This window comes from Priestia sp. YIM B13486 (assembly GCF_042787865.1).
GTDB lineage: Bacteria > Bacillota > Bacilli > Bacillales > Bacillaceae_H > Priestia > Priestia megaterium.
This window is the reverse complement of sequence record NZ_JBHZOZ010000001.1, coordinates 500,142-525,325: the sequence shown is the minus strand read 5'-3', so window position 1 is coordinate 525,325 and position 25,184 is coordinate 500,142. Positions and strand designations below refer to the sequence as shown.

Annotated in this window: 30 protein-coding genes; 24 read left to right on the top strand and 6 right to left on the bottom strand. The window is 38.0% G+C overall.

All coding sequences use genetic code 11. The features are described from left to right. Positions 1 to 4 precede the first annotated feature (4 nt). The 5 genes from mtnN to ACFX4G_RS02675 all read left to right on the top strand — a co-directional run bounded on the left by mtnN (position 5) and on the right by ACFX4G_RS02675 (position 3,744). Positions 5 to 700 (top strand): 5'-methylthioadenosine/S-adenosylhomocysteine nucleosidase, encoded by a 696-nt coding sequence (gene mtnN / locus ACFX4G_RS02695; RefSeq protein ID WP_028411671.1) that lies wholly within the window; start codon positions 5 to 7, stop codon positions 698 to 700. A 142-nt stretch (positions 701 to 842) separates the two neighbouring features. After that, the gene (locus tag ACFX4G_RS02690; protein WP_377572790.1) at positions 843 to 1,766 is read left to right on the top strand and encodes a PLP-dependent cysteine synthase family protein; all 924 of its coding nucleotides are present in this window, start codon (positions 843 to 845) and stop codon (positions 1,764 to 1,766) included. Between the two features lies 1 nt (position 1,767). Then, positions 1,768 to 2,901, top strand: a complete 1,134-nt coding sequence (locus ACFX4G_RS02685; protein WP_377572788.1) for a bifunctional cystathionine gamma-lyase/homocysteine desulfhydrase — start codon at positions 1,768 to 1,770, stop codon at positions 2,899 to 2,901. Between the two features lie 81 nt (positions 2,902 to 2,982). After that, complete coding sequence (locus ACFX4G_RS02680; protein WP_377572786.1) at positions 2,983 to 3,213, top strand: YrhC family protein; 231 nt, start codon at positions 2,983 to 2,985, stop codon at positions 3,211 to 3,213. Between the two features lie 390 nt (positions 3,214 to 3,603). Beyond that, the gene (locus tag ACFX4G_RS02675; RefSeq protein ID WP_013059269.1) at positions 3,604 to 3,744 is read left to right on the top strand and encodes a YrzI family small protein; all 141 of its coding nucleotides are present in this window, start codon (positions 3,604 to 3,606) and stop codon (positions 3,742 to 3,744) included. Positions 3,745 to 3,914: 170 nt separating this feature from the next. Here the strand turns inward: ACFX4G_RS02675 and sigK are convergent, their stop codons facing one another. Beyond that, on the bottom strand, positions 3,915 to 4,643 hold the full coding sequence (gene sigK / locus ACFX4G_RS02670) for an RNA polymerase sporulation sigma factor SigK (RefSeq protein WP_013059268.1): 729 nt from the start codon (positions 4,641 to 4,643) through the stop codon (positions 3,915 to 3,917). 217 nt (positions 4,644 to 4,860) lie between these two features. On the opposite strand from sigK, the gene ACFX4G_RS02665 reads away from it, so the two are divergent. Beyond that, entirely contained in the window at positions 4,861 to 5,010 is a 150-nt protein-coding gene (locus ACFX4G_RS02665) for a hypothetical protein (protein WP_014458166.1), read from the top strand. A gap of 174 nt (positions 5,011 to 5,184) precedes the next feature. Here the strand turns inward: ACFX4G_RS02665 and pssA are convergent, their stop codons facing one another. Further along, a complete protein-coding gene (gene pssA / locus ACFX4G_RS02660; protein WP_377572784.1) occupies positions 5,185 to 5,724 on the bottom strand; it encodes a CDP-diacylglycerol--serine O-phosphatidyltransferase in 540 nt (179 codons plus the stop codon). Positions 5,725 to 5,838: 114 nt separating this feature from the next. On the opposite strand from pssA, the gene ACFX4G_RS02655 reads away from it, so the two are divergent. Then, positions 5,839 to 6,621 (top strand): phosphatidylserine decarboxylase, encoded by a 783-nt coding sequence (locus ACFX4G_RS02655; protein WP_377572782.1) that lies wholly within the window; start codon positions 5,839 to 5,841, stop codon positions 6,619 to 6,621. Positions 6,622 to 6,694: 73 nt separating this feature from the next. On the opposite strand, the gene ACFX4G_RS02650 is transcribed toward ACFX4G_RS02655, so the two are convergent. Beyond that, on the bottom strand, positions 6,695 to 6,835 hold the full coding sequence (locus tag ACFX4G_RS02650) for a sporulation histidine kinase inhibitor Sda (protein ID WP_013059264.1): 141 nt from the start codon (positions 6,833 to 6,835) through the stop codon (positions 6,695 to 6,697). Between the two features lie 549 nt (positions 6,836 to 7,384). Here ACFX4G_RS02650 and ACFX4G_RS02645 point away from each other — a divergent pair. From ACFX4G_RS02645 to ACFX4G_RS02610, 8 genes are read left to right on the top strand one after another with little or no spacing between them, the layout of a single operon-like run. Further along, positions 7,385 to 7,897 carry a YqeG family HAD IIIA-type phosphatase gene (locus ACFX4G_RS02645; protein ID WP_013059263.1) on the top strand — a complete coding sequence of 171 codons (513 nt, stop codon included), beginning with the start codon at positions 7,385 to 7,387 and terminating at the stop codon, positions 7,895 to 7,897. Positions 7,898 to 7,900: 3 nt separating this feature from the next. Then, positions 7,901 to 9,007, top strand: a complete 1,107-nt coding sequence (gene yqeH, locus ACFX4G_RS02640) for a ribosome biogenesis GTPase YqeH (protein ID WP_043976164.1) — start codon at positions 7,901 to 7,903, stop codon at positions 9,005 to 9,007. A 19-nt stretch (positions 9,008 to 9,026) separates the two neighbouring features. Further along, positions 9,027 to 9,866 (top strand): shikimate dehydrogenase, encoded by an 840-nt coding sequence (aroE, locus tag ACFX4G_RS02635; RefSeq protein WP_080781554.1) that lies wholly within the window; start codon positions 9,027 to 9,029, stop codon positions 9,864 to 9,866. 18 nt (positions 9,867 to 9,884) lie between these two features. Continuing rightward, positions 9,885 to 10,184: a ribosome assembly RNA-binding protein YhbY gene (gene yhbY, locus ACFX4G_RS02630; protein WP_043976166.1), complete on the top strand. Its 300-nt coding sequence runs from the start codon at positions 9,885 to 9,887 to the stop codon at positions 10,182 to 10,184. A gap of 60 nt (positions 10,185 to 10,244) precedes the next feature. Next, complete coding sequence (locus ACFX4G_RS02625; RefSeq protein WP_013085073.1) at positions 10,245 to 10,817, top strand: nicotinate-nucleotide adenylyltransferase; 573 nt, start codon at positions 10,245 to 10,247, stop codon at positions 10,815 to 10,817. Next, positions 10,804 to 11,376: a bis(5'-nucleosyl)-tetraphosphatase (symmetrical) YqeK gene (gene yqeK, locus ACFX4G_RS02620; RefSeq protein WP_034648849.1), complete on the top strand. Its 573-nt coding sequence runs from the start codon at positions 10,804 to 10,806 to the stop codon at positions 11,374 to 11,376. Before ACFX4G_RS02625 ends, yqeK begins: the two co-directional genes overlap by 14 nt. Continuing rightward, positions 11,369 to 11,722, top strand: a complete 354-nt coding sequence (rsfS, locus tag ACFX4G_RS02615) for a ribosome silencing factor (RefSeq protein WP_013085071.1) — start codon at positions 11,369 to 11,371, stop codon at positions 11,720 to 11,722. The genes yqeK and rsfS overlap by 8 nt, the downstream gene beginning before the upstream one ends. After that, the gene (locus tag ACFX4G_RS02610; protein ID WP_043976170.1) at positions 11,719 to 12,477 is read left to right on the top strand and encodes a class I SAM-dependent DNA methyltransferase; all 759 of its coding nucleotides are present in this window, start codon (positions 11,719 to 11,721) and stop codon (positions 12,475 to 12,477) included. The genes rsfS and ACFX4G_RS02610 overlap by 4 nt, the downstream gene beginning before the upstream one ends. Before the next feature lie 40 nt (positions 12,478 to 12,517). Here the strand turns inward: ACFX4G_RS02610 and comER are convergent, their stop codons facing one another. Beyond that, positions 12,518 to 13,348, bottom strand: coding sequence for a late competence protein ComER (comER, locus tag ACFX4G_RS02605; protein ID WP_097824616.1), 831 nt, complete (start codon positions 13,346 to 13,348; stop codon positions 12,518 to 12,520). 96 nt (positions 13,349 to 13,444) lie between these two features. Between comER and ACFX4G_RS02600 the strand changes: the two genes are divergently transcribed. The 3 genes from ACFX4G_RS02600 to ACFX4G_RS02590 all read left to right on the top strand — a co-directional run bounded on the left by ACFX4G_RS02600 (position 13,445) and on the right by ACFX4G_RS02590 (position 17,103). Further along, entirely contained in the window at positions 13,445 to 14,080 is a 636-nt protein-coding gene (locus ACFX4G_RS02600; RefSeq protein ID WP_043976171.1) for a helix-hairpin-helix domain-containing protein, read from the top strand. A 96-nt stretch (positions 14,081 to 14,176) separates the two neighbouring features. Then, the gene (locus tag ACFX4G_RS02595) at positions 14,177 to 14,743 is read left to right on the top strand and encodes a ComE operon protein 2 (RefSeq protein ID WP_025750557.1); all 567 of its coding nucleotides are present in this window, start codon (positions 14,177 to 14,179) and stop codon (positions 14,741 to 14,743) included. Between the two features lie 68 nt (positions 14,744 to 14,811). After that, entirely contained in the window at positions 14,812 to 17,103 is a 2,292-nt protein-coding gene (locus ACFX4G_RS02590) for a DNA internalization-related competence protein ComEC/Rec2 (protein ID WP_377572779.1), read from the top strand. Positions 17,104 to 17,160: 57 nt separating this feature from the next. Here ACFX4G_RS02590 and ACFX4G_RS02585 read toward each other — a convergent pair whose 3' ends face one another. Then, positions 17,161 to 17,295, bottom strand: a complete 135-nt coding sequence (locus ACFX4G_RS02585) for a YqzM family protein (protein ID WP_013059251.1) — start codon at positions 17,293 to 17,295, stop codon at positions 17,161 to 17,163. A gap of 326 nt (positions 17,296 to 17,621) precedes the next feature. Between ACFX4G_RS02585 and holA the strand changes: the two genes are divergently transcribed. Beyond that, the gene (holA, locus tag ACFX4G_RS02580) at positions 17,622 to 18,638 is read left to right on the top strand and encodes a DNA polymerase III subunit delta (protein WP_013059250.1); all 1,017 of its coding nucleotides are present in this window, start codon (positions 17,622 to 17,624) and stop codon (positions 18,636 to 18,638) included. Positions 18,639 to 18,672: 34 nt separating this feature from the next. Here holA and rpsT read toward each other — a convergent pair whose 3' ends face one another. Continuing rightward, a complete protein-coding gene (gene rpsT, locus ACFX4G_RS02575; protein WP_013059249.1) occupies positions 18,673 to 18,939 on the bottom strand; it encodes a 30S ribosomal protein S20 in 267 nt (88 codons plus the stop codon). Positions 18,940 to 19,195: 256 nt separating this feature from the next. Here rpsT and gpr point away from each other — a divergent pair, with 256 nt between their 5' ends. The 5 genes from gpr (at position 19,196) to hrcA (ending at position 25,115) form a co-directional block, all read left to right on the top strand. Next, positions 19,196 to 20,308 carry a GPR endopeptidase gene (gene gpr, locus ACFX4G_RS02570; protein WP_043976177.1) on the top strand — a complete coding sequence of 371 codons (1,113 nt, stop codon included), beginning with the start codon at positions 19,196 to 19,198 and terminating at the stop codon, positions 20,306 to 20,308. 84 nt (positions 20,309 to 20,392) lie between these two features. Next, complete coding sequence (locus ACFX4G_RS02565) at positions 20,393 to 20,728, top strand: DUF3679 domain-containing protein (protein ID WP_013085063.1); 336 nt, start codon at positions 20,393 to 20,395, stop codon at positions 20,726 to 20,728. A 128-nt stretch (positions 20,729 to 20,856) separates the two neighbouring features. Next, positions 20,857 to 22,680 carry a translation elongation factor 4 gene (gene lepA, locus ACFX4G_RS02560; protein WP_013059246.1) on the top strand — a complete coding sequence of 608 codons (1,824 nt, stop codon included), beginning with the start codon at positions 20,857 to 20,859 and terminating at the stop codon, positions 22,678 to 22,680. Between the two features lie 175 nt (positions 22,681 to 22,855). Further along, on the top strand, positions 22,856 to 23,995 hold the full coding sequence (gene hemW, locus ACFX4G_RS02555; RefSeq protein ID WP_097824613.1) for a radical SAM family heme chaperone HemW: 1,140 nt from the start codon (positions 22,856 to 22,858) through the stop codon (positions 23,993 to 23,995). Between the two features lie 91 nt (positions 23,996 to 24,086). Then, positions 24,087 to 25,115 carry a heat-inducible transcriptional repressor HrcA gene (gene hrcA / locus ACFX4G_RS02550; protein ID WP_377572776.1) on the top strand — a complete coding sequence of 343 codons (1,029 nt, stop codon included), beginning with the start codon at positions 24,087 to 24,089 and terminating at the stop codon, positions 25,113 to 25,115. Positions 25,116 to 25,184: the final 69 nt, after the last annotated feature.

Below are 25,184 nucleotides of genomic sequence, written 5' to 3'. Positions count from 1 at the left end.
TAAAATGAAAGTAGCAATCATTGGAGCAATGGAAGAAGAAGTGACGATTTTACGCGATAAAATTGAAAATCGTCAAGAAACAGTAATCGCAGGATGTGAATACTCGACAGGAACAATCAGCGGTGTGGAGGTTGTATTATTAAAATCAGGTATTGGAAAAGTAAATGCTGCGTTATCTACAGCCATCTTACTAGAGAAGTTCAAACCTGATTACGTTATTAATACAGGATCAGCAGGCGGCTTCCATCCGGAGTTAAACGTAGGAGATGCGGTTATTTCAACAGAAGTTCGTCATCATGATGTAGATGTAACGGTATTCAACTATGAATACGGTCAAGTACCAAACTTGCCTGCAGCTTTTAAAGCAGATGAAAAACTAGTTCGTCTTGCTGAAGAAAGCGCTCTTGAAGTAACGGATATGAAAATTGTAAAAGGGCTAATTGCTACAGGTGATTCGTTCATGAACGATCCTGTGCGCGTAGAGTTTGTTCGCTCTAAGTTTCCAGACCTGTATGCAGCTGAAATGGAAGCGGCGGCTGTTGCTCAAGTATGCTATCAATTTGGCGTACCGTTTGTTATTCTTCGTGCTCTTTCTGACATCGCCGGCAAAGAATCAAATGTTTCTTTTGAGCAATTTTTAGAAAAAGCAGCTGTTAATTCAACGAAATTAGTATTGAATTTTATTACAAAATTAAAATAAGCTGTTCGTAAAATATAGAGTTTGTTTTCGTCTACACTCTGCATCGTTTATCATAACATGGGGTGTAGACTATATTTTTACCTTAATTCCGACTTTATTTATAGGTTAAGTTATATTATTCGATAGCGAGGTGTTCAAGCTTATGAAGGTAGCCAAAAACGTTCATGAATTGATTGGAAACACACCTATGATTGAGATTACACAATTTGATTTACCCAGAGAAATCAGGATATTTGCTAAACTGGAATATGTTAATCCAGGAGGAAGTGTAAAAGATCGTTTAGGAAAAGAACTGCTGAAAGAAGCTCTTAGCTCTGGAAGACTGAATCGAGGCGGAACGGTGGTTGAGCCTACTGCTGGAAATACGGGGATTGGGCTGGCTTTAGCTGCTCTTCAGCACGAAATAAACGTTATACTATGTGTTCCAGAAAAATTCAGTATTGAAAAACAGCAGCTTATGAAGGCTTTGGGGGCAACGGTGGTTCAAACACCTACTGAAGCTGGTATGAAAGGTGCTATAAACAAGGCTCAAGAGCTGCTGCGTGAAATACCTGGTTCTTATTGTCCTCAGCAGTTTGCTAATCCGGCCAATCCTATGACTTATTACAAAACCTTAGGGCCAGAAATATATGAACAGCTTGATGGAAAAATCGACGTGTTTGTGGCTGGAGCAGGTACAGGTGGAACATTCATGGGTACAGCAAAATTTTTGAAAGGAAAAAATCCTTCTCTAAAAACAGTCATTGTAGAGCCAGAAGGTTCGATTTTAAACGGAGGGAAATCCGGCCCTCACTTAACTGAAGGAATTGGAATGGAGTTCATCCCTGATTATATGGAGCGGTCTTATTTTAATGCTATTCATACTGTTGAAGATGTTTATGCTTTTCAAAGAGTGAAAGAGCTGGCTTTAAAAGAAGGGTTACTAGTAGGGAGCTCTTCGGGAGCAGCCTTTGAAGCAGCCCTGCTCGAAGCAAAAAATGCAGAAAAAGGCGCTCATATTGTCACTATTTTTCCCGATAGCAGCGAACGGTACTTAAGTAAAAATATTTACAGTGGAGGAAGATAAGATGAAACGTAAAACACAGTTAATTCATGGTGGAATTGTTGGCGATGAACAGACGGGTGCTGTCTCTGTTCCTATTTATCAAGTGAGCACTTATAAACAAGAGGGAGCTGGGAAACATACGGGATACGAATATTCTAGAACCGGTAACCCTACACGCCACGCCTTAGAAGAACTTATCAAAGAAATTGAAGGAGGATATGCTGGGTTTGCGTTTGGATCTGGTATGGCAGCTACTACTGCTGTATTCATGCTGTTTAACAGCGGAGATCATGTGCTAATTACAGATGACGTTTACGGAGGAACGTACCGAGTGATTACAAAAGTGCTGAGCCGTATTGGCATTGAAGCTACTTTTATTGATACAAGCGACATCGAAAATATTAAGAAAGAAATTCGCCCCAACACAAAAGCTATTTATATCGAGACTCCCACGAATCCTCTCCTAAAAATTACTGACTTGCAGCAGGCTTCTTCAGTAGCTAAACAGCATCATTTACTTACCATCGTTGATAACACATTCAGTACCCCGTATTGGCAAAACCCTATCGAAAAAGGTGCGGATATCGTTCTGCACAGTGCAACTAAGTATCTAGGCGGCCACAGTGACGTTGTAGCAGGGCTAGCCGTTGTGAATTCGTCTAAATTGGCAGAAGACCTTCATTTTATTCAAAATGCGACTGGAGGCATTTTGGGACCTCAAGATTCTTGGCTTTTGATGAGAGGGATTAAAACATTAGGAATACGAATGGAAGAACATGAATTCAACACTGGGAAAATAGTAGAATTTTTACTTGCTCATCCTGCTGTTACAAAAGTATATTATCCAGGATTAAAAACCCATCCAAACCACCTCATTGCTAAAAAGCAGGCAAGAGGTTTTGGAGGAATGGTTTCTTTTGATGTGGGAAGCGAAGAGAAAGCGGAACAAGTACTGAGCAAAGTGAAGTATTTTACATTAGCAGAAAGTTTAGGAGCCATTGAAAGCCTTATTTCCATTCCTTCTAAAATGACTCATGCTTCTATACCGAGCGACCGACGTAAAGAGCTAGGAATTACAGATGGATTAATTCGTATTTCTATAGGCCTTGAAGATGTAGAAGATTTAATTGAAGACTTAGAAGAGGCATTGAAATAAGGGTGGTAAAAATAGGATTTTTATAGACCTATAGATCTATGATAGAGTAGAGTTATAACATTCTACTGAGAAGGTGATTGTATGAAAGCTCAACGCATCAAAGCAAAAATTGAAGATTACAGCCGCTTTATTTACGTCCTTCTAGCCGTAAGTACATTCTTGTACATTGGTGTTATGATTGGCCAAGGTGAAAAAAGTGATATGCAGCTTGGAATAATGGAAGCCATCGTTATTCTTTTTACCACTCTTGCCTTTTATTTTAGTTATCAAACTAAAAAACTGAAAAAAGAACTAATGAAAGAAAAAGAATAATAGATATAAAAAGACGATCATACATCGTCTTTTTTTTATGAGGGTTGAAAAAATAAAAAAATTCCCTATTTTTCAAAAAAACAGTTTACTTTTTATGAGTCTGTGGATATAATTACCATTGTAAGGAAAATACTTTATTAAAAGGAGGTCGAGTCATATGTTAAGACGTTTATCAGTTATGGGTCATCCAGTTTCAACTATGTTCAAAAATCGTCTATATACGTATACTATTCGGCCGTGTTCCTGTATCAAGTAACTTTCTTACTTTGATCATTAAAACACGTTAATTCACCACAGGTGCGAATAGTAGCCCTGTGGTTTTTATTATTTTTCAGCCACAGGATGCTTATGCATTACTGTGGCTTTTTTGTGTATAAGGAGGTGATTGTAATGACACTGAACATTTTCTTTTTAACTATTACCATAAAGTCTCGTCAATACTCTGAGGCAGAAATTAAGCATGAACAGTATGTAAGACAATTAGAAGAAGAAATAAAAGACCGCAAGTATGAGTTTTACCGTCATTTCTAATTTGAACAGTGGAAAGGAGTGGATGAATGATGATTAATCAAAAAGGATATATCGTTGTATGGCTGCTTGTGGAGAAAGATTCCACCTAAATGATTAGTAGGGGGAGTAATGATGTGTTTGCTACGGATTATTATTTGGAAATTATTTTAAAAAAAGAGCGGAAAGAAGGATTAATTCTCCTTCTTTCCGCTCTTTTTTTTCTCTTTTTCGGCTCTGTAAAATTCGTGAAACATTTTCATCAGCGCTCGCTTTTCAATTCGCGAAACATAACTTCTTGAAATATTTAATTCTTTTGCAATTTCTCGCTGGGTTTTTTCATCCTGCAGATCCAAACCGAAGCGACCAACAATTACTTCCTTTTCCCGATCATCGAGAATATCGATGTATTCTTTTATTTTTTCTAATTCCATATTTAGTTGAATCATATCAATTACATCGTCTGATTCTGATTTTAATACATCAATTAAACTGATTTCATTTCCTTCTTTATCCTGGCCAATTGGATCATGGAGAGACACATCTTTTTTTGTTTTTTTGAGCGCTCGCAAGTGCATCAATATTTCATTTTCAATACATCGTGCGGCATAAGTAGCTAATTTTGTTCCTTTTCCTTGCGAATAACTTTCGATTGCTTTAATTAAACCGATTGTCCCAATTGAAATTAAATCTTCCGCATCCTCTCCCGTGTTTTCAAACTTTTTAACAATATGCGCAACGAGCCGGAGATTGTGTTCGATAAGAAGGTTTCGCGCTTCTTGATCTCCTTGTTCCATTAAAGATAAATATCTCTTTTCTTCAGCAGCAGACAAGGGTTGAGGAAAGGCATTGTTTTTTACGTAGGAAACAAGGAAAACCAATTCTTTAAAGAAATAGCCTAGTGCGGTAAATAATGCAGACATCTCTTCACCTCCATAAGGGGATATCAACTTGTGAGAGACTAACATTACACTATATGTAAAAAGAAGGATGTCTTTGCCTGTACGTTTAAAATTCCCCCCGGGGACAAGAGAGTTTGAAAAAGTCCACAGATTTTTCTTTATAGATAGTTACCAGCCTATACAGAGAAAAAAGTATGTACATACGCTAGTAGTAGTTCATAGTGTAAGGAGGGAAAGTATGTACGGTTACGGAGGCTGCTGTTATCCTAATTATCCAGCTTACCCATGTGGAGGAGGCTTCGGCTGGGGACTTGGATTGTTGATTGTTCTGTTTGTCCTGTTATTAATTTTCGGAAGCTTCTATTGGTTTTTTAGCTGCTGGTGTTAAAAAAACTCATGCATGTGCATGAGTTTTTTTAGATGACATATCCTACCGAATAGAACCATTCATTCTTAAGAATTCTTAAGGAATTTTCGCTTTGTTTCTTAAAGAAGATGATTTATTCTATAATTAAGAAAAGAAGCAAGACGATAATATTCCTCTGCAAAAGTAAATGGAGCTCTACACTTTTTTTAGCTTGAAAGTACTAATCATCAAGCAAGCGAGTACGATAATTAAAAACATATAAAAGTGTGAAGGCAAATAAGGGACGCCCAAGTAGCTAAGAGTTAATAAACAACCTGCTGCGGTAATAGGGAGCCCTGTAAAATACCCAGTATTTTCTGTGATGTTAAAGCGAGCAAGACGAAGTGCTCCGCAAGCAATGTAACAGATGGTAACAATTGAACCTGCAGCACCAAAGTGAGACAAAATACTTTGATAAAGTAGTAGAGCTGGAGCGATGCCAAATGATATAATATCGCACATGGAGTCCAGTTGTTTTCCAAGTTCAGATTCAATTTGCAGCTTTCTGGCTACCATGCCGTCGAATCGGTCTGCTAACGCTGCTAAAAAAATCAGTAATAAACTTAAGCTCAATTCATTTTTCATGACAAATAAAATAGCAAAGCTTCCTAAACTTAAATTAACAATCGTTAAGGAGTTTGCCGCTTGGGATCTCAGCTTTTTAATTGTATGATCTAGATAGTCTAATAAAAACAATTTCCTCACTCCTTTAAAGGATGGAATGAACTAAAGGTAAAAATAATGGTAATTTCATTGTAGACGCAAACCTTATTCTAGTAAAGAACTATTCAGTATGTGGAGGTAAAATTATTGTTGCAGCACCTGTATCGAACGTTTATTGAGCTTACGAATCATCAAGGATCATCGAAGCTCATTCGGAAATTCACTTTCTCTAAATGGAGTCGGTTTGTTATACCCTCCTATACAAAAGTTTTTAAAGTAAATAAAGAAGAAATGGACAAGCCTCTGCATCACTATCAAACCTTAAACGAGCTATTTATTCGCCGTTTGAATCCTTCTGCCCGTCCGGTCGATCAGCAGAAAGACAGCGTTGTCAGTCCTGTAGATGCAAAGATAGAAGCATATGGAGTCATTACGCCTCAAAAAGAAATGATTGTAAAAAACAAACCTTATTCTATACAGGAAATGGTTTCAAATGATCTCATTCTTGAAAAATATATAGAGGGACAGTTTATTATTCTCTATCTTAGTCCGAAAGACTATCATCGTATTCACAGTCCTCTTAAAGCCCAAGTGGGGAATACGTGGACCGTTGGACAAAAGTCTTATCCAGTAAATTCATTAGGAATCAAGTACGGAAAAGAACCGCTGGTGAAAAATTTCCGGAAGCTCACGGAGTTAACATTTGAAAATGGTCACATGCTGATGGTAAAAGTAGGAGCCATGTTTATCAACAGCATTGAAGCGGTTTCTAAAAAAGAAGTAGTCGAAAAAGGGGAAGAAATGGCTTACTTCACGTTTGGTTCGACTGTCATTTTATTATTTGAGAAGAACTCAATCACTTTTGATTCTAACGTCCACTCAGGTTCTTATGTAAAGTATGGAGAACCAATTGCTCATTTGAAAAAATAGAGCCTATATAATAAAAGAGTAGATAGATAAATGAAGATGCAGCTTTCTTTTATTAAGAAGGCTCTTTTATTCGTTAAGAAGGAATTTGTATGCTAATCTTTAATGATCTTCTTTCAATTTCCTCTTCAATTAATTTTATAAAATCAGGGCTTAATTGCAGTTCGGTTGCTTTGCTGTATGATTCAATAAGCAGCTCATCTGATAATTTTCTCATAAGATTGCCGCCACCTCCTACTAAAATAAATATCCTAAAAAGTTATATTTAAATGCTAATAAATTCCTTATTTATAATCTAACATGAATCAAATAAAGGAACAATCGTTCTGTTATCCACAGCTTTCGGTGGATAAAATGTGGGTATGTTGTTTATAATTACCATTAATTGCTGAACTATAACAGAGGATAATGTGTATAAACTTATCCACATAATTAGGCTTATCATTTTTTGTCGAAAACTTTTAACAGAATTTGTTTACCACTTACCCTATTTGATCAGTAATAAACGTTTTCTGCACTATTTTTTATTTTAAGTTTGCAGAGGGTGAATATATCGTAAGCCTCCGAACAAATAGAGGTTTGCTACCTTTTGTCAATAACTTTCTGTATAAAGTTAAAGCATTCACAAGGCATATCCTTTATACTAAGAAAAGACCTGTTTTTGAAGAGAATAAAATTTTAGGTTGGAAAATAACAAGAAGTCGTTATAATGATAGACGGCGTTAATTTTAGTATGTAACTATATATTCGAGGTGCATGATACGTGTTGAAACTTTTTTTACCAAATGAACATGTGAAAAACGTGTTTCAAATTAAGCCAGACGATTTGAAAGAGCGCGGAATAAAAGGAATTATTACCGACTTAGATAACACGTTGGTGGAATGGGATCGCCCTGATGCCACTCCGGAATTAATTGAGTGGTTTCAGTTAATGAAAGATAGTGGAATTAAAATTACGATTGTATCGAATAATGTGGAGAAACGAGTCAAGCTGTTTTCAGATCCAGTTGGACTTCCATTTGTATATAAAGCACGCAAACCGATGCGTAAAGCATTTAGAAGAGCTCTTCGTGATATGGAGCTGCAAAAAGATGAGGTTGTAGTGATTGGTGACCAGCTTTTAACGGATGTATTAGGAGGAAATCGTCTCGGCGTATATACGGTTTTGGTTGTACCAGTTGCGCAAACAGATGGATTTGTAACGAAATTTAACCGTAAAATGGAACGAAGAATTCTAGGTTGGATGAAACGAAAAGGTATGATTAACTGGGAGGATTAAAACGTGAGTGAAGAAAAATTACAGTGCGTAGGATGCGGAGTGGAGATTCAAACAGAACGACCAAATGAACTTGGTTATGCTCCAAAATCAGCACTAGAAAAAGAAGCTATTATTTGCCAGCGATGCTTTCGCTTGAAGCATTATAATGAAGTACAAGATGTTTCCTTAACAGATGATGATTTTTTAAAAATCTTAAATGGAATTGGTCAAACGGACGGTTTAGTTGTAAAAGTTGTAGATATCTTTGACTTTAACGGCAGCTGGTTACCTGGTTTGCATCGATTTGTTGGAAATAACAAGGTCCTTTTAGTGGGAAATAAGGCAGATTTACTGCCAAAGTCTATAAAGAAAAATAAACTAATTCATTGGATGAAGCGAGAAGCGAAAGAGCTTGGGCTAAAATCAGTGGATGTGTTCCTCATGAGTGCGCAAAAAGGACAAGGAATTCGAGAAATTGCCGAAGCCATTGAACATTATCGCGAAGGTAAAGATGTATATGTTGTGGGATGTACAAACGTTGGTAAATCAACATTTATTAATGCCATTATTAAAGAAGTAACGGGAGAAAAAGATATTATTACTACATCTCAATATCCGGGCACAACGCTGGATATGATTGATATCCCGCTTGATAACGGCGCATCTCTATATGATACGCCTGGTATTATTAATCACCATCAAATGGCTCACTATGTAGATAAACGAGACTTAAAGCTGATTTCTCCTAAAAAAGAAATAAAGCCGAAGGTTTATCAGCTAAATGAAGGGCAAACGTTATACTTCGGAGGACTGGCGCGCTTAGATTATGTACAGGGGGGCCGCAAGTCATTAACATGTTATGTATCGAACGATTTGCATATCCATCGTACGAAGCTTGAAAAAGCAGATGAGTTGTATGAAAAGCAAGCAGGTGAACTGCTTCAGCCGCCGCGCCCAGAGCAAATGGATGAGTTTCCTGAACTGGTTGCACATGAATTTACAATAAAAAATGAAAAAACGGATATTGTTTTTTCAGGGCTGGGCTGGGTGACGGTTAATGAGTCAGGTTCAAAAGTTGTGGCGCATGCACCAAAAGGAGTCGGCGTATTTGTGCGCGATTCTTTAATTTAAACAAAAAGGGGAAAAAATCTTGAGTACATTATATGGGCTAGTTGGTTATCCGCTTGGGCATTCACTATCGCCATTGATGCAAAATGATGCCTTTAAACGTCTGAATATGGATGCTCATTATGAAGCTTTTCCAATTGAACCTGTTCATTTTGAGTCAGCCATTGGAGAGCTAAAAGATAAAAACATTCAAGGATTTAATGTCACGATTCCTTATAAAGTTGATATTATGAAGCATTTGGATGAAGTCGATCCATTAGCAAAGGCAATTGGCGCTGTAAATACAGTTGTTAATCAAGATGGCCGTTATATTGGATACAATACCGACGGCGAGGGGTATGTGACGTCTTTGCTCAAAGCAGTAGAAGGAAGCTTATCCCAAAAAAGAATTTTAATTATTGGAGCTGGAGGAGCTGCAAAAGCTATTTTTTATACAATTGCAGCTCAGCATGCTCCTGAGGTAATTGCGATATGCAATCGTACCGCCGAAAAAGCAGCTGTATTAGCTAACGAGCTGCCTTTTTCGACGAAAACAGCGGCGATGTCTATTTCTGATGCAGAAAAACAATTAGATACATTCGATATTATTATTAATACCACTTCAGTGGGAATGTACCCTAACGTGGATGAGCTGCCATTAGCACTTACTTTATTGCAAAAAGAAGCCGTAGTCAGCGATATTATTTACAACCCTTTAAAAACAAAGCTTTTAAAAGAGGCTGAAGCAAAAGGGGCAGGCACTCATAACGGTGTCGGTATGTTTGTACTGCAAGGTGCACTTGCATTTGAAAAGTGGACGAACGTCCGTCCTGACGAAGAGGCAATGGAACACATTGTTCTTTCAACACTAACTAAGAGATAAGATACAACGGAGGTTTTTATGTTAACAGGTAAACAAAAACGTTTTTTACGTTCAAAAGCACATCATTTAAATCCAATTTTCCAAGTAGGAAAAGGTGGAGTCAATGAAAATATGATTGGTCAAATTGCTGATGCATTAGAAGCAAGAGAATTATTAAAAGTAAGCATTCTGCAAAACTGTGACGAAGATCGTGACACGGTTGCTGCTCGATTAACAAAAGGAGCGAAAGCAGAGCTTGTACAAGTGATTGGAAATACAATTGTATTATATAAAGAATCACGCGAAAATAAGCAGTTAATGCTTCCAAAAGTGAAATGAAATAGAGCGGGGAAACCCGCTCTATTTAAAAATGAAGTAAATTAAAGGAGTCGGGGATTGTTGAAGAGTATTGGAATTTTAGGTGGAACATTCAATCCGCCTCATTTGGGGCATTTAATGATGGCAAATGAGGTTTTGCATGCCTTGAAATTAGATGAGATATGGTTCATGCCGTCGTATATTCCACCTCATAAAACAATCAAAGAGCCTATTGAGCCATATCATCGTTTACACATGCTAAAGCTAGCTATTGAAGAACATGATCAATTTACCCTGCAGCCCATCGAATTTGAGCGCAAAGAGCCTTCATATACATATGATACGATGAGAATACTAACGGAGAAATATCCAACATATCAGTTTCATTTCATCGTTGGTGCTGATATGGTAGAATATTTGCCGAAGTGGTATGAAATTGATGAATTAGTCAATTTGGTTACATTTGTAGGTGTAAAACGCCCGGGGTATACCATTACGTCCCCTTACCCGATAAAAGAAGTAGAAGTTCCGCAGTTTGATGTCTCCTCTTCCTTTATTCGCGAACGAGTAGTAAAGAAAGAAACCATTCGTTATTTTATACCTGCTGGTGTTAAACAATATATCGAGGAGAATCAATTATATGAATCGAACTGAGGCATTAGAAATCGTAAAGAAACAGTTAACAGAACGCCGTTATATTCATACTGTCGGGGTAATGGAAACAGCAATTGAATTAGCTAAGCGTTTTGAAGCAGACGAAAAAAAAGCAGAATTGGCTGCTATTTTTCATGACTACGCCAAGTTTCGTCCAAAGGAAGAGATGAAGCAAATTATTATTGATCAAAACATGAGCCCTTCTTTATTGGAATACAATACAGAATTATGGCATGCTCCAGTAGGCGCGTTTTTAGTGAGAAATGAAGTAGGGATTACGGATAAGGAAGTATTGGATGCGATTGCTTACCATACATCTGGAAGACCTGGCATGACGTTACTTGAAAAAATTGTGTACGTTGCTGATTACATTGAACCCGGAAGGAGATTTCCAGGTGTTGATGAAGTGCGGGAGTTAGCTAAAACGGACTTAAATGCAGCACTTATTCAATCACTGAAAAACACCATTTCTTTTTTAATGACTAAACATCAGGCCGTTTATCCCGATACGATGATGACATATAATGATTTAATCTTAGGAGGTCAAACACATGACTGAACGTGAATTGCTATCTCTTGTTGTAGAAGCAGCAGACGATAAAAAAGCAATCGATATCGTAGCGTTAAATATGGAAGGAATCTCACTTGTGGCAGATTATTTTGTTATTTGTCACGGTAACTCAGATAAACAAGTGCAGGCAATCGCTCGTGAAATTAAAGAAAAAGCACACGAACAAGGCATTTCTGTGAAGCGTTTAGAAGGATTTGAGCAGGCTAAGTGGGTTCTTGTTGATCTTGGAGATGTTGTGGTTCACATTTTCCATAAAGATGAGCGCGGATATTATAACTTAGAACGCTTATGGGGAGATGCACCATTTGTAAGTTCAGAAGAGCTACAGCTATGAGCAGGTACGGAGAATTTGCCTACGTATATGATCAGCTAATGGCAGACGTTCCGTATGACGATTGGGCTGAATTTTTTAATCAGCAGGTGGCAAAAGCGAAAACAAAGCCTGACAGTATATTAGACCTTGCCTGCGGCACGGGAGAACTCTCCGTTCGATTTGCACAAGAAGGTTTCTCCGTAGTAGGCGTTGATTTGTCTGATGATATGCTTATGGTAGCCCAGGAAAAGGCGGCAGAAGCAGGGTTAACGCTATCTCTTTTTCAGCAAAACATGGCGGAACTTGAGTTATTGAAAGAGTTCGACTGTGTAGTAATCTTTTGTGATTCTTTGAACTATTTGCAAAGTGATAAAGAAGTTCAAGAAACCATTCAACGTGTATATAAGCACTTAAAACCAGGTGGGCTCTTTATATTTGATGTTCATTCAGTGCACAAGATGAAAGACGTATTTGGAAATCAATCTTTTTCTTACGTAGATGAAGACGTGTCATATATTTGGAACTGCACCTATGACGATACAGACACGCGCGTAGAGCATGATATTACGTTTTTTGCTTATGATGAAGAAATGGATGCATATCATCGCTTTGATGAGGTGCATGCTCAGCGCACTTGGTCGATTGACCATTATCAATCATGGCTGAGCGAAGCTGGTTTTATAAATATAGAAGTAAGTGCAGATTTCAAAATGAGTGAGCCTACTTCAAACAGTGAGCGCATCTTTTTCTCTGCGCAAAAAAAAGAAGCCGAGTAGAGGCTTCTTTTTTTGTTTCAAAGCAGGATTTCTACAGAAATTATGGAATAAGACTATCAAACTGCTTGTGAACAAGCTCAATGTCTTCGTCAAATTTTTCATGTGTTTTTTGAAATACGTGCACAAACATCTCTCCGAGTTCAGCTTCTAAAACTTTAATACCTTCTCCGGTTACACCGCCTTTTACGCATACTTTATCCTGCAAGGTAGGAAGCGTAAATATTTCTTTTTCCAACAGTTTTCCCATTCCAATAATCATATCACTGGCCATGACGGTAGCTTCTTCTTCAGAAATATTTGTTTCTTGAACTGCTGCATCAATAAAGCGTTGAAGCAAAAAGCTGAAGAATGCAGGACCGCAGCTTACGATATCGGATGATACGCGCGTAATCGTTTGATCAATAGCCACAGGCTTTGACATAGATGAAAATAATTCATGTAAATAATTTTGGTAAAAAGGCGTACACCTTTCTCCAAACGTGAAAAGAGAAACACCTGCTAATGCCCGATTGGTAATGCTGGGGATAATTCTAGCTGCTTGACTCGGAATGAGGCGTTCGATTTGTTCTACGCTAATTGGACTGGTAATGGATACAATGCAATGATCTTTCGTCAGCAGTGGTTCTAATTTTATTAAAAGGGGGTGAATATCCAATGGCTTAACACAAATAAAAATGACTTTGGATGCGTGAACAACTTCTTCAGCTGTATCAGCAACATGAATTTTTTTATGCTGCTGTTGAATCTCTTTGGCTCTTTTTTTTGTGCGATTCATAATAGTAATTTTAGAAGGACGTACGGCTTTTGATTCAATAAACGCATCAATTAATATTTTCCCCATGTTTCCTGTTCCGATAAACCCTATGTTCACTGATTCATTCCCTCCTTCAAAAGCCTTTTCTTCTAAACACTATGAAGACGTAATGGAATTTATGACGTTACTTCAAAATTCAAAGGAGTGTACAATTTGACTTTTTCAAAAAAACAATGGCTAATTGGGTGTATTTGCTTAGCAGTTGGCTTGGCTTTTTATATCTATCGCACAGGCGGAGAGAAACCGGAAAGTTCTCTTCAAACCTCAGATATGATAAAGGCAGAATCTTCTGCTGTAAAAAAAGAAGGAGAGTCGTCTGATCAAGTAATTTCGAGCCAAGATTCTCCGTTTGTTATGGTGGATATTAAAGGAGCTGTTCAGAAGCCCGGTGTATACCAGCTTCCGAAAGATGCAAGGGTAAAAGATGCTCTAGCACAAGCCGGAGGCGCTACAAAAGAAGCAGACTTAAGACAGCTCAACTTAGCTAGCAAGCTACAAGATGAAATGGCTGTTTACATCCCAGCTGCTGGAGAAGAAATCCCGCCTTCATCTCCAGTTTCTTCAATCTCTTCCTCAGGAACTTCAAATGATCAGCCCCTTGTTAATATCAATACAGCGAACACTGATGAACTGCAAACGCTAAATGGCATTGGACCTTCAAAAGCGAGTGCCATCGTTTCATATCGAGAGGAAAATGGCTTATTTCAAACAGTAGAGGATTTGGGGCAAGTATCAGGTATTGGCGAGAAGTCGCTAGAAAAAATCAAAGCTCAAATTACGGTACAGTAGAGACTTATTGACGAAGAAGGAAAAGAAACGCTACACTATGAAAGAGACAAGTATAATTATAATTATTCAGTTTTAAATAAAAAGGTAGGGAATGAGATGAACCGGATTTCATGGGATCAATATTTTATGGCACAAAGCCATTTGCTAGCCTTAAGAAGCACTTGTGAACGTCTGGCTGTTGGGGCTACAGTGGTGCGTGATAAACGTATTATAGCTGGAGGATACAACGGCTCGATCAGCGGAGGCGTGCATTGTGCTGACGAAGGCTGTTATGTGATTGATGGACACTGTGTAAGAACTGTTCATGCAGAAGTGAATGCACTCTTGCAGTGTGCTAAGTTTGGTGTGAAAACAGAAGATGCGGAAGTATACGTCACGCATTTTCCGTGTTTAAACTGCTGTAAAGCCCTTATTCAAGCGGGAATTAAAACAGTATATTACGCTAATGATTACAAAAATCATCCGTATGCTGTTGAGTTATTTCAACAGGCGGGAGTGAAAACAGCAAAAGTTGAACTTGATGAAGCAATCATTGACTTAAAAAGTAAAGAGAAGCTTCAATTTGTGACGGATGTTCTCGCTCGTTTAGAAAAAAGCGGAGCGGACGAAGCAGAAGTGATGAATTTACAGCGTGAAGCTCTCGCTTTGTTTACTGCAAATTAAAGGTAAAAGAGGTTTTTTACTTAGTAACAGTAAGAAGCCTCTTTCTTTTAAGAAGAAAGGAGCTAAAAGTGAAAGGATATTATATTTACTGTGCTTTTAGCATGATGATAGCTTTATATGTATATGATAATCATTCCGCTGTAAGCCTGTTTTTGCTAATCGTGCTTTTCATTTTTCAATGGCTACAATGTCCGAGGAAAGTGGTTATTACTTCTGCACTGTTGAGTGTTTTGTGCGTCTGCCTATTAGCTGAAACAAATAAGCATAACAAAACGGTTCTTTTAACTGAATCTTCTTCTTTTACAGGCGAAATTTCATCTGTGCCGCATAGTGACGGCGACAAGCTTACTTTTAAGTTTACGGTTCAAAATGAAGAGGTCATGGCTTTTTATAAACTAAAAACGTTGGAAGAGAAACAGCAGCTCGAAAAGCTAACGATTCATCAAGTTTGTCAACTAGCGGGGCAATTAACTTCTCCTTCACCTGCTCGCAACCTTCATGCATTTGATTATCAGCAATATTTGTACCATCAGTCTATTCATTGGCAGCTTAACGTCAAGAGACTTGATTTGGTAAAATGCCAGCTCCCCACTCTAACTCCACTTACGTACCTTACCTTTATTCGTCAAAAAGGAATTAATTATATTCAACAAAATATGTCGGATCCAGGTGCTGGGTTTATGCAGGCACTAATTTACGGCGAGCGCACCGGCATCGAAGAAGAGAGTATCAAGCGCTATCAGCAATTTGGTTTAATACACTTGCTTGCCATATCAGGTCTTCATGTTGGACTGCTGACAGCAATGTGTTTTTATTTGCTCATTCGGATTGGAATAACGCGCGAGCGAGCCATTACGCTTTTACTTGTGCTTCTTCCTGTATACATGGTTTTGGCTGGTGGCAGCGCTTCAGTTGTCCGAGCTGTTTTTATGAGTATGCTGATGCTTATATCGATAAAGATACAAAGAAAAATTCTTTTGGTTGATAGCATCAGCCTTGCTTTTATAGCCATGCTGCTTTTTAAGCCGTACTATTTATTTGATGTAGGATTTCAGCTTTCTTTTGCCGTTAGTTTTGCATTGATTTTATCGAGTCAGACGATTTTACCTCGTTTTCATTCTTCTTTCAGCCAGCTCATGGTTGTTTCAGCAATTGCACAAGTCAGTTCACTTCCTTTATTGTTGTACTATTTTTATGGAGTATCTCTCCTCAGTTTGCCATTAAATATGGTTTTTGTACCGCTGTTTTCTCTTGTTATATTACCTCTTTGTTTGTTCATTCTTTTTGTTCGTATCCTCTTGCCGGGAGTGAGTGAACTGCTGGAGCAGATTCTTCATGTTCTTTTACTTTTTTGTGAAAAATTGCTTGGCTTTTTTGAGTGGATTCCCGCTGATTTTGTAACGGGAAAACCCCACATTGTGCTGTTTTTGGGCATGTACTTATGCATTTATGCTTTATTTGTGGCGGTCGAAGAAGGAGAATTTTTCGTTCGCTATATGTTTCTTCTCGTGGCATTGTTAGCCGCACAATGTATGTATCCTTATTTGAATCCAAAAGGAACGGTCATAATGGTCGATGTAGGACAAGGAGACTGCTTTATCATTGAGCTTCCTTATCGAAAAGGTGTGTATATGATCGATACCGGAGGAACCGTTTCATTTCCAAAAGAACCATGGCAAAAACGTCGTTCTTCTTTTGACGTGGGAGAAGATGTACTTGTTCCCTTTTTGCATTCAAAAGGAATAACAAGGGTAGATAAAATGATTATTACACACGGCGATTATGATCACGCAGGGGCGGCACAGCATTTATTTTCACAAGTGGCTGTCGGAGAGCTGGTGCTTGGGAAAAAAGCTGAATTAAATGATGTAGAGACTGGCTTGGTGATCGCTGCTCAAAAACAAAGCGTGCCTGTTCAAATTGTTCAACAAGGAGATAGCTGGCAAGAAGGAGGTGTGTTATTTCAGATTATTTCTCCGACAGGTTTCGAAGAAACGAGCAACAACGGCTCAATTGTAATAGACGCTAAGTTAGGAAATTTAAGATGGCTATTCACCGGAGATTTAGAAAGGGAAGGAGAACAAAGAATATTGAAAGACTTTCCAAACCTTAAAGCAGATGTATTAAAAGTTGGGCATCATGGCAGTAAAACTTCAACTTCAGAAGAGTTTGTTCAACATTTAAATCCTAAAGTAGCGCTTGTTTCAGCGGGACAAAAAAATCGTTATGGTCATCCTCATCAAGAAATATTAGAGCTTCTGAAAAGCTACGGAGTGTATATTTATCGAACGGATGAAGATGGTGGGGTAATGTATGAATTTACAAAAAAGTCAGGAACGTTTTCGCAGCAACTTCCATAGTCTATAGTAAGAAAAACGAACTAAAAAAGACTGCTAAGAAGCAGCCCTGAAGCAATTTTACGAACCCAAGTAGTGAATCACAGTTGCAATAACAAATAAGGCAGTGAAAAAGCCAAATGAAACACCAAATCCTACGGCAGAATCGACAGCGTCGTTGCGTTTACTTTGGACACTTTCTTCAAATTGGTTCATTAACACCCCTCCTGTTTACAGTATAATCTAACTTTTTTAAAAAATCTAGACAATTTAAAAGCGTTTTCACAAACTGACAACAGTTAACAACTATACTTTATGGACATGAGGAGAAAATAGAGATAAGGGTTTAATCATTAACAAATAAGTAACCTAGGGCTTATATTGTTAATGTTTATCATAAACTGAGGAATTGTCGTTTTAAGGCAATTCCTTTTGTATTGTTGCCAAAAACTCATAACACCTTTACGATAGAAATTGTATTTTGTTTATCAGTAACTATACATAATCAATATAGATGAATAAAAAAGAGGAGCGTATATACGTTGGCAGTTGATAGCTTAAAAAGTATTACCAAAAATAATATAGCCCCCGTTTACTTAATACACGGGGTCAATGCATTTATGAGTAAAAAGATTAGAGATAAAATCGTCGACTATACGTTAAATGAAGAAGATAAAGAATTTAACTTGTCACTATACGATTTAGAAGAAACATCGATTGATCAAGTTCTAGAAGATGCTGAAACGCTTCCTTTTTTAGGAGACAAGCGTGTAGTGGTTGCGAAAAATGCAGCATTTTTAACGGCTGAAAAATCGAAAGATAAAGTAGAGCATGATCTAGCAAAACTGCAGCAATATGTGGAACAGCCCCCGTCTTTTTCAACGTTAATTCTACTAGCCCCTTATGAAAAGCTGGATGAAAGAAAAAAAATAACAAAATTATTAAAAAAACAAGCAGCTTACATTGAAGCGAACGAATTTGGTGAAAAAGAAATGAAGCAGTGGATTCATAATTTACTTTCAAAAGATGGAGTGAATATGGATGAAGATGCTGTGACGCTGCTTATTCAGCTTGTGGGTCTTAATGTAACGCTTGTGACAAATGAAATTGAAAAAATGGTGTTATACGTTGGACAAGACGGAGTCATTACAAAAGAAGTTGTGCTTAAGCTTGTGGCAAAAACGCTTGAACAAAATGTATTTACACTTATTGACGCTGTTATTCAGCGAAAGGTTTCTACTGCTTTAAATATGTATCAGGATTTACTGCGTAATAACGAAGAGCCTATTAAAATTTTATCTTTGTTAGCGACGCAGTTTCGTTTGATTTATCATACGAAGCAGCTGTCTAGTCAAGGGTACGGTCAGCAGCAAATTGCTCAAACGATTAAGGTTCATCCGTTTCGTGTGAAAATTGCTTTGCAGCAGAGCAGAAGTTTTGAGGAACAGCAGCTTAAAGAAATTTTAAAGGATTTAGCAGAGGCAGATTATGAAATGAAGACGGGGAAAATGGATAAAGCGCTTATTTTACAGCTGTTTTTATTAAAAAGAGCGCAATAAAAAAACGATCCTAATGGGATCGTTTTTGTCTCAATTATGCAGATAAACCGTTAAGTTTTACTGCTAAGCGAGATTTTTGACGAGCTGCAGCATTTTTGTGGATAATACCAGATTGTGCAGCTTTGTCTAATTTTTTAGAAGCAACAGCAAATGCTGCTTTTGCGTTATCTACATCGTTGTTTTCAACTAAAGCTTCAAAGTTTTTGATTGCAGTACGCATAGCTGATTTAGCTTGAATGTTATGAGCACGGCGAGCTTCAGTAGTTTTTACACGTTTGATAGCTGATTTAATGTTTGGCATCCGTTTCACCTCCCGAAATGATAACAATCGAGATTATATAGAACTCGACATTCTTCACAATAAGAACAAAAGATATTTTATCAAACACAAGGACAGAATGCAATAGCCTTGACAAGGAATTTTATATGACAGAGCTCTCTTTAAAAGCTTGTAGCTGATATTGCGCCCTTCCTTCCACTTTTCATTTCTTAAATGCATGAATCTGCCAGTCCTCGGTGACAATAATTTCAACAAAGATTGTCTAGGAGGTTAAGAAATGGAAAAAGAACTTGATTTAAGTCAATATAGCGTGCGCACGGATTTAGCTGTCGAAGCAAAAGACATAGCGTTAGAAAATCAGCCTAAACCGAATAATCAGTCAGAAATCAAAGGCGTAATTGTAAAAGAAAAAGAAGAACAAGGTGTCAAAATTTCAATGGTAGAAATTACGGAAGAAGGCGCAGAAGCAATCGGTAAGAAAAAAGGCCGATATGTAACCCTTGAATCGGTAGGCATTCGCGAGCAGGATACTGAAAAGCAAGAGGCCATGGAAGAAGTATTTGCTAAAGAGCTGAATTTTTTTATTAAAAGCCTCAACATTCCAGATGATGCTAGCTGTCTTGTAGTGGGTCTTGGAAACTTAAGTGTTACACCAGATGCGCTTGGACCAAAGGCAGTAGATAATTTGTTGATTACAAGACATCTGTTTGAGCTACAGCCTGAAAGCGTGCAAGATGGCTTTAGACCCGTTAGCGCCATTGTCCCGGGAGTAATGGGAATGACGGGTATTGAGACAAGTGATATTATCTTTGGCGTTGTAAAGAAAGTGAATCCAAATTTTATCATTGCAATCGACGCGCTGGCCGCTCGTTCGATTGAACGGGTAAATGCGACCATTCAAATTTCAGATTCAGGTATTCATCCGGGGTCTGGGGTTGGAAACAAACGCAAAGAAATCAGTTATGAAACACTTGGCATTCCAGTTATTGCAATAGGTATTCCAACGGTGGTGGATGCTGTTTCCATTACAAGCGATACAATTGACTTTATCTTAAAACATTTTGGCCGAGAAATGAAAGAGCAGGGAAAGCCGTCTAAGTCGCTGCTTCCGTCTGGTATGACGTTTGGAGAAAAAAAGAAGCTCACGGAGGATGATTTACCTAATGAAGAGCAGCGTCAAACGTATCTCGGTATGATTGGCACCCTTCCCGATGAAGAAAAAAGACGTCTTATTCATGAAGTGCTTGCACCTTTAGGCCATAATTTGATGGTTACGCCAAAAGAAGTGGATATGTTTATTGAAGATATGGCTAATGTAGTTGCAGGAGGACTTAACGCTGCTTTGCATCATGAAGTGGATCAAGAGAACTTTGGAGCATATACTCATTAATACGCTTTTAGATGAATGAGTTCTTCACAATATAGTCATAATGGTTAGTACTACAGAAGATAAAGAAGTAAGGGGCCTAATAATATGATTAAATTTACTTTAAAATCAGTAGTGCTAACCATTTTTTTACTGTGCATTGTATTTTTAGGGATGCAGACGGCTCAGCAAGGGTTGATTAAAATGAAGGGATATAATGATCCTTCGATTGAACATGTTATTAATGTTTCTAAAACGTCAGATGGTCAGGTGGAAGCGGCTGTTTTAGGTTCAAAAAAAGTCGTGAATATTGACGAAAAACAGCAGTTTCTAGAAAAACGAAAGGCTTTTAACTTTTTCTCCTCGCTAGGTCAAAGTTTAGCGGAAGGCGTGAAAAGTACAATAGGAAAAGCTTTTAAGGCTATCCATCATCTCCTTAATTAAAAGCAGAATCTCTTTCTGCTTTTTTGTATGGAAAAATCCCCAATGGAATGCTTATTGAATGTTGACGAATGTGTTGTTATAATTTAGTTTAGTGTATTTTGCCGATTTTCAGTAGGAGTGAAAAAAATATGGATAGAGAAGCAAGATTGAAACGACAATCGAAAATCAGAAACTTTTCGATTATTGCTCATATAGACCACGGTAAGTCAACATTAGCAGACCGTATTTTAGAAAAAACAAATGCGTTAACACAGCGAGAAATGAAAGCTCAGCTTTTAGATTCGATGGATTTGGAACGTGAACGTGGAATTACCATTAAATTAAATGCTGTGCAGCTTCAATACAAAGCAAAAGATGGAGAAGAGTATACTTTTCATCTAATTGATACACCGGGACACGTCGATTTTACATATGAAGTGTCGCGAAGTTTAGCCGCGTGTGAAGGTGCAATTCTAGTAGTAGATGCAGCTCAAGGTATTGAAGCTCAAACACTAGCAAACGTGTATTTAGCACTTGATAACAACCTTGAAATTTTACCTGTTATTAATAAGATTGACTTGCCGAGTGCAGAGCCAGAGCGAGTGCGTCAAGAAGTTGAAGACGTAATTGGATTAGATGCGTCGGAAGCTGTATTAGCTTCAGCTAAAGCAGGAATTGGTATCGAAGAAATTTTAGAACAAATTGTTGAAAAAGTTCCTGCTCCTGAAGGGGATCCAGATGCACCGCTTCAAGCGCTGATCTTTGATTCATTTTATGATGCATACAGAGGTGTAGTTGCATCTATTCGTATCGTACAGGGACGAGTAAAAGTAGGCGACAAAATTAAAATGATGGCAACAGGAAAAGAGTTTGAGGTAACGGAGCTAGGTGTGTTAACGCCAAAAGCCGTTGCTAAAGATGAACTTTCTGTTGGCGACGTAGGGTTTTTAACAGCAGCTATTAAAAACGTTGGAGATACGCGAGTAGGGGACACGATTACACTTGCTAAAAATGGAGCAAGTGAACCTCTTCCTGGTTATCGTCGTCTGAATCCAATGGTATACTGCGGACTGTATCCAATTGATACAGCAAAGTATAACGATCTTCGTGAAGCACTAGAAAAGTTAGAGCTAAATGACTCTGCACTTCAGTTTGAACCAGAGACGTCTCAGGCCTTAGGGTTTGGTTTCCGCTGTGGATTCTTAGGGTTGCTTCACATGGAAATTATCCAAGAGCGTATTGAACGCGAATTTAAAATTGATTTAATTACAACAGCTCCAAGCGTTATTTATGACGTGTATTTAACAGACGAGACTCATCTGTCTGTAGATAATCCGTCTAATATGCCGGACCCACAAAAGATTGAACGTGTGGAAGAACCGTATGTAAAGGCAACGATGATGGTACCAAACGATTATGTAGGTGCTGTGATGGAGCTTTGTCAGAAGAAGCGAGGCAACTTTATCGATATGCAGTACTTGGATGCTAATCGCGTGAGTATTGTATATGAAATTCCACTGGCTGAAATTGTATATGATTTCTTTGATCAATTAAAATCAAATACAAAAGGCTATGCTTCGTTTGATTACGAGCTTATTGGATATCAGCCTTCGAAGCTTGTGAAGATGGATATTCTCTTAAACGGTGAAACGGTCGATGCACTGTCCTTTATCGTACACAGAGATTCGGCGTACGATCGTGGTAAAGTCATTGTAGAAAAGCTTAAAGAGCTTATTCCACGTCAACAGTTCGAAGTGCCTATTCAAGCGGCAATCGGTCAAAAAATCGTCGCGCGCTCAACAATTAAAGCCATTCGTAAAAACGTTTTAGCAAAATGTTACGGAGGAGATATCTCTCGTAAACGTAAACTTCTTGAAAAACAAAAAGAAGGTAAAAAACGTATGAAGCAGGTCGGTTCTGTTGAAGTACCGCAGGAAGCATTCATGGCTGTGCTTCGCATGGACGAAGATTAATAGCTGAAATTCTATTATTTAACATGTCAAATTAGTTTTGAAAATCAAGCTAATCTGATACGATAGTAAAGAGTTTTGAGCGCTGTAAATAAGTGTGAACAAACATAGATAAAAATACCGCAGAGAGACTCTGCGGTATTTTTATCATTTATAAATGTGATTGAGGTGGAAGTCCATGGTGAAGGCAGCATATCTGCATATCCCGTTTTGTCATCATATTTGTCACTATTGTGACTTTAATAAAGTGTTTTTCAAAAATCAGCCCGTTATGCCATATTTGGAAAGCATGCGAGAAGAAATGAAACAAACAGTCGAACGTTATCCAACGACCAATTTAAACACGATATTCGTTGGGGGCGGAACGCCCACAGCCTTAGATGAACAGCAGCTGGAGTATTTTTTAGAATCGATTCGTATGTACCTCCCTTATGACGAAAAAGGTGAGTTTACATTTGAAGCGAATCCGAATGAATTGACAAAAGAAAAGCTTCAGCTTCTCCATGATTATGGCGTGAATCGTTTAAGCATTGGTGTACAAACGTTTAATGAAAGATTATTGGAGAAAATTGGACGTGTGCATTCAAACAGACAGGTATTTGATTGTGTTGAGCAAGCGAGAAAGATTGGAATGTCGAATATAAGCTTAGACTTAATTTATAGCCTGCCGGAGCAAACGGTAGCTGATTTCTCTTCGACGCTTCAAACGGCTTTTTCATTAGAGGTAGAGCATATGTCTGCCTATTCGTTGATTATTGAACCTAAAACGGTATTTTATAATTTAATGAACAAAGGGAAGCTGCCTCTGCCTGCTCAAGAAGAAGAAGCAGCTATGTATGAGCTGCTCATGAAAGAAATGGACAAACAAGGTTTTCATCAATATGAAATCAGTAATTTCGCAAAGCCAGGCTACGAGAGTATTCATAATTTAACATATTGGAACAACGACGATTATTACGGAATTGGCGCAGGCGCACATAGCTATATAGACGGAATAAGACGAGCAAATATTGGACCATTAAAAAAGTACATTGATTCGGTCAAGCAAAACGGAAATGCATATCTCAATGAAGTGAGCGTGACCGAGGCTGAAAAAATGGAAGAAGAAATGTTTTTGGGCCTTCGTAAAACGAAGGGAGTCTCAAAAGAGGAGTTTAAGAAAAAATTCAATCGAGAATTAAAAGATGTATTTGGAGAACCTATTCAAGAATACAAAGAGAAAGGACTTTTGGGTGAAGACAATAGCTCAGTCTTTTTAACACACAATGGTCGATTTTTGGGGAATGAAGTTTTTCAAGCCTTTATTGGGATAATCTAATATCAAATCGTTGACATCGCTATAGTGATTTGGTAATTTATTATTAGATTTAGCACTCAGAGTTTTAGAGTGCTAACAGAGGTGATGAAGCGTGCTTACTGATCGACAGTTATTAATTTTACAAGTCATTATTGATGATTTCATTCGATCTGCGCAGCCGGTAGGCTCTCGAACATTATCTAAGAAAGAAGAGTTTAATTTTAGTTCGGCTACGATTCGTAATGAGATGTCAGACCTAGAAGAACTTGGATTTATTGAAAAAACTCATACTTCTTCAGGGCGCGTTCCGTCTGAGAAAGGTTATCGTTATTATGTTGATCATCTAGTGTCCCCGCAGCACTTGAAAGCAAGCGACGTTTCCACGGTACGTTCGGTATTCGCTGAACGCATTGTAGAACTGGAGCAGCTCGTTCAAAAGTCAGCGCAAATTTTATCTGATTTAACGAGTTTAACGTCTATTGTGCTAGGACCAAAAGCGGTCAGCCATAAGTTAAAACAGCTGCAGATTTTACCTTTAACGGCTCAGTCAGCTGTTGCCATTATTGTGACCGATACAGGACACGTTGAAAGTCGGACGATTACGCTGCCGAGCAGTATTCAACCTTCCGATATTGAAAAAATGGTTAACATTTTAAACGAAAAGCTCATCGGCGTTCGCATTACTGATTTACATGATAAAATGTACAAAGAAGTAGCGACGCTCTTAAAAAGCCACATTCAAGGATATGAGCAGACGATGGATATACTCAATGATGCATTAAAGCTCAACATGAATGGCAAATTAGTAGTTGGCGGCAAAACGAATATATTTGCTCAGCCGGAATTTCATGATCTTAATAAAATTCGCGGGCTGTTTAACATTATTGAACATGAACAGCAGTTTTATAAGCTGTTAAGCCCAAATGAGGCTGGCATACATGTGAAAATCGGTCATGAAAATAAATTGAATGAAATGGTAGGGTGCAGCTTAATTACAGCTAGTTATTCCTTTGGTCACGAACAGCTTGGTACAATTGCTATACTGGGACCGACCCGCATGGAATATGCGCGTGTGATTAGTTTGCTTACGCTGCTGTCATCAGATATGTCTCAAGTGTTAACAAACTTGTATAAAGAATAAAGGAATCGGGTGGAATATATTACTTCCATCCTTTCCCTGTGATAAAATAAAAAACGTTGTTTAAAATGT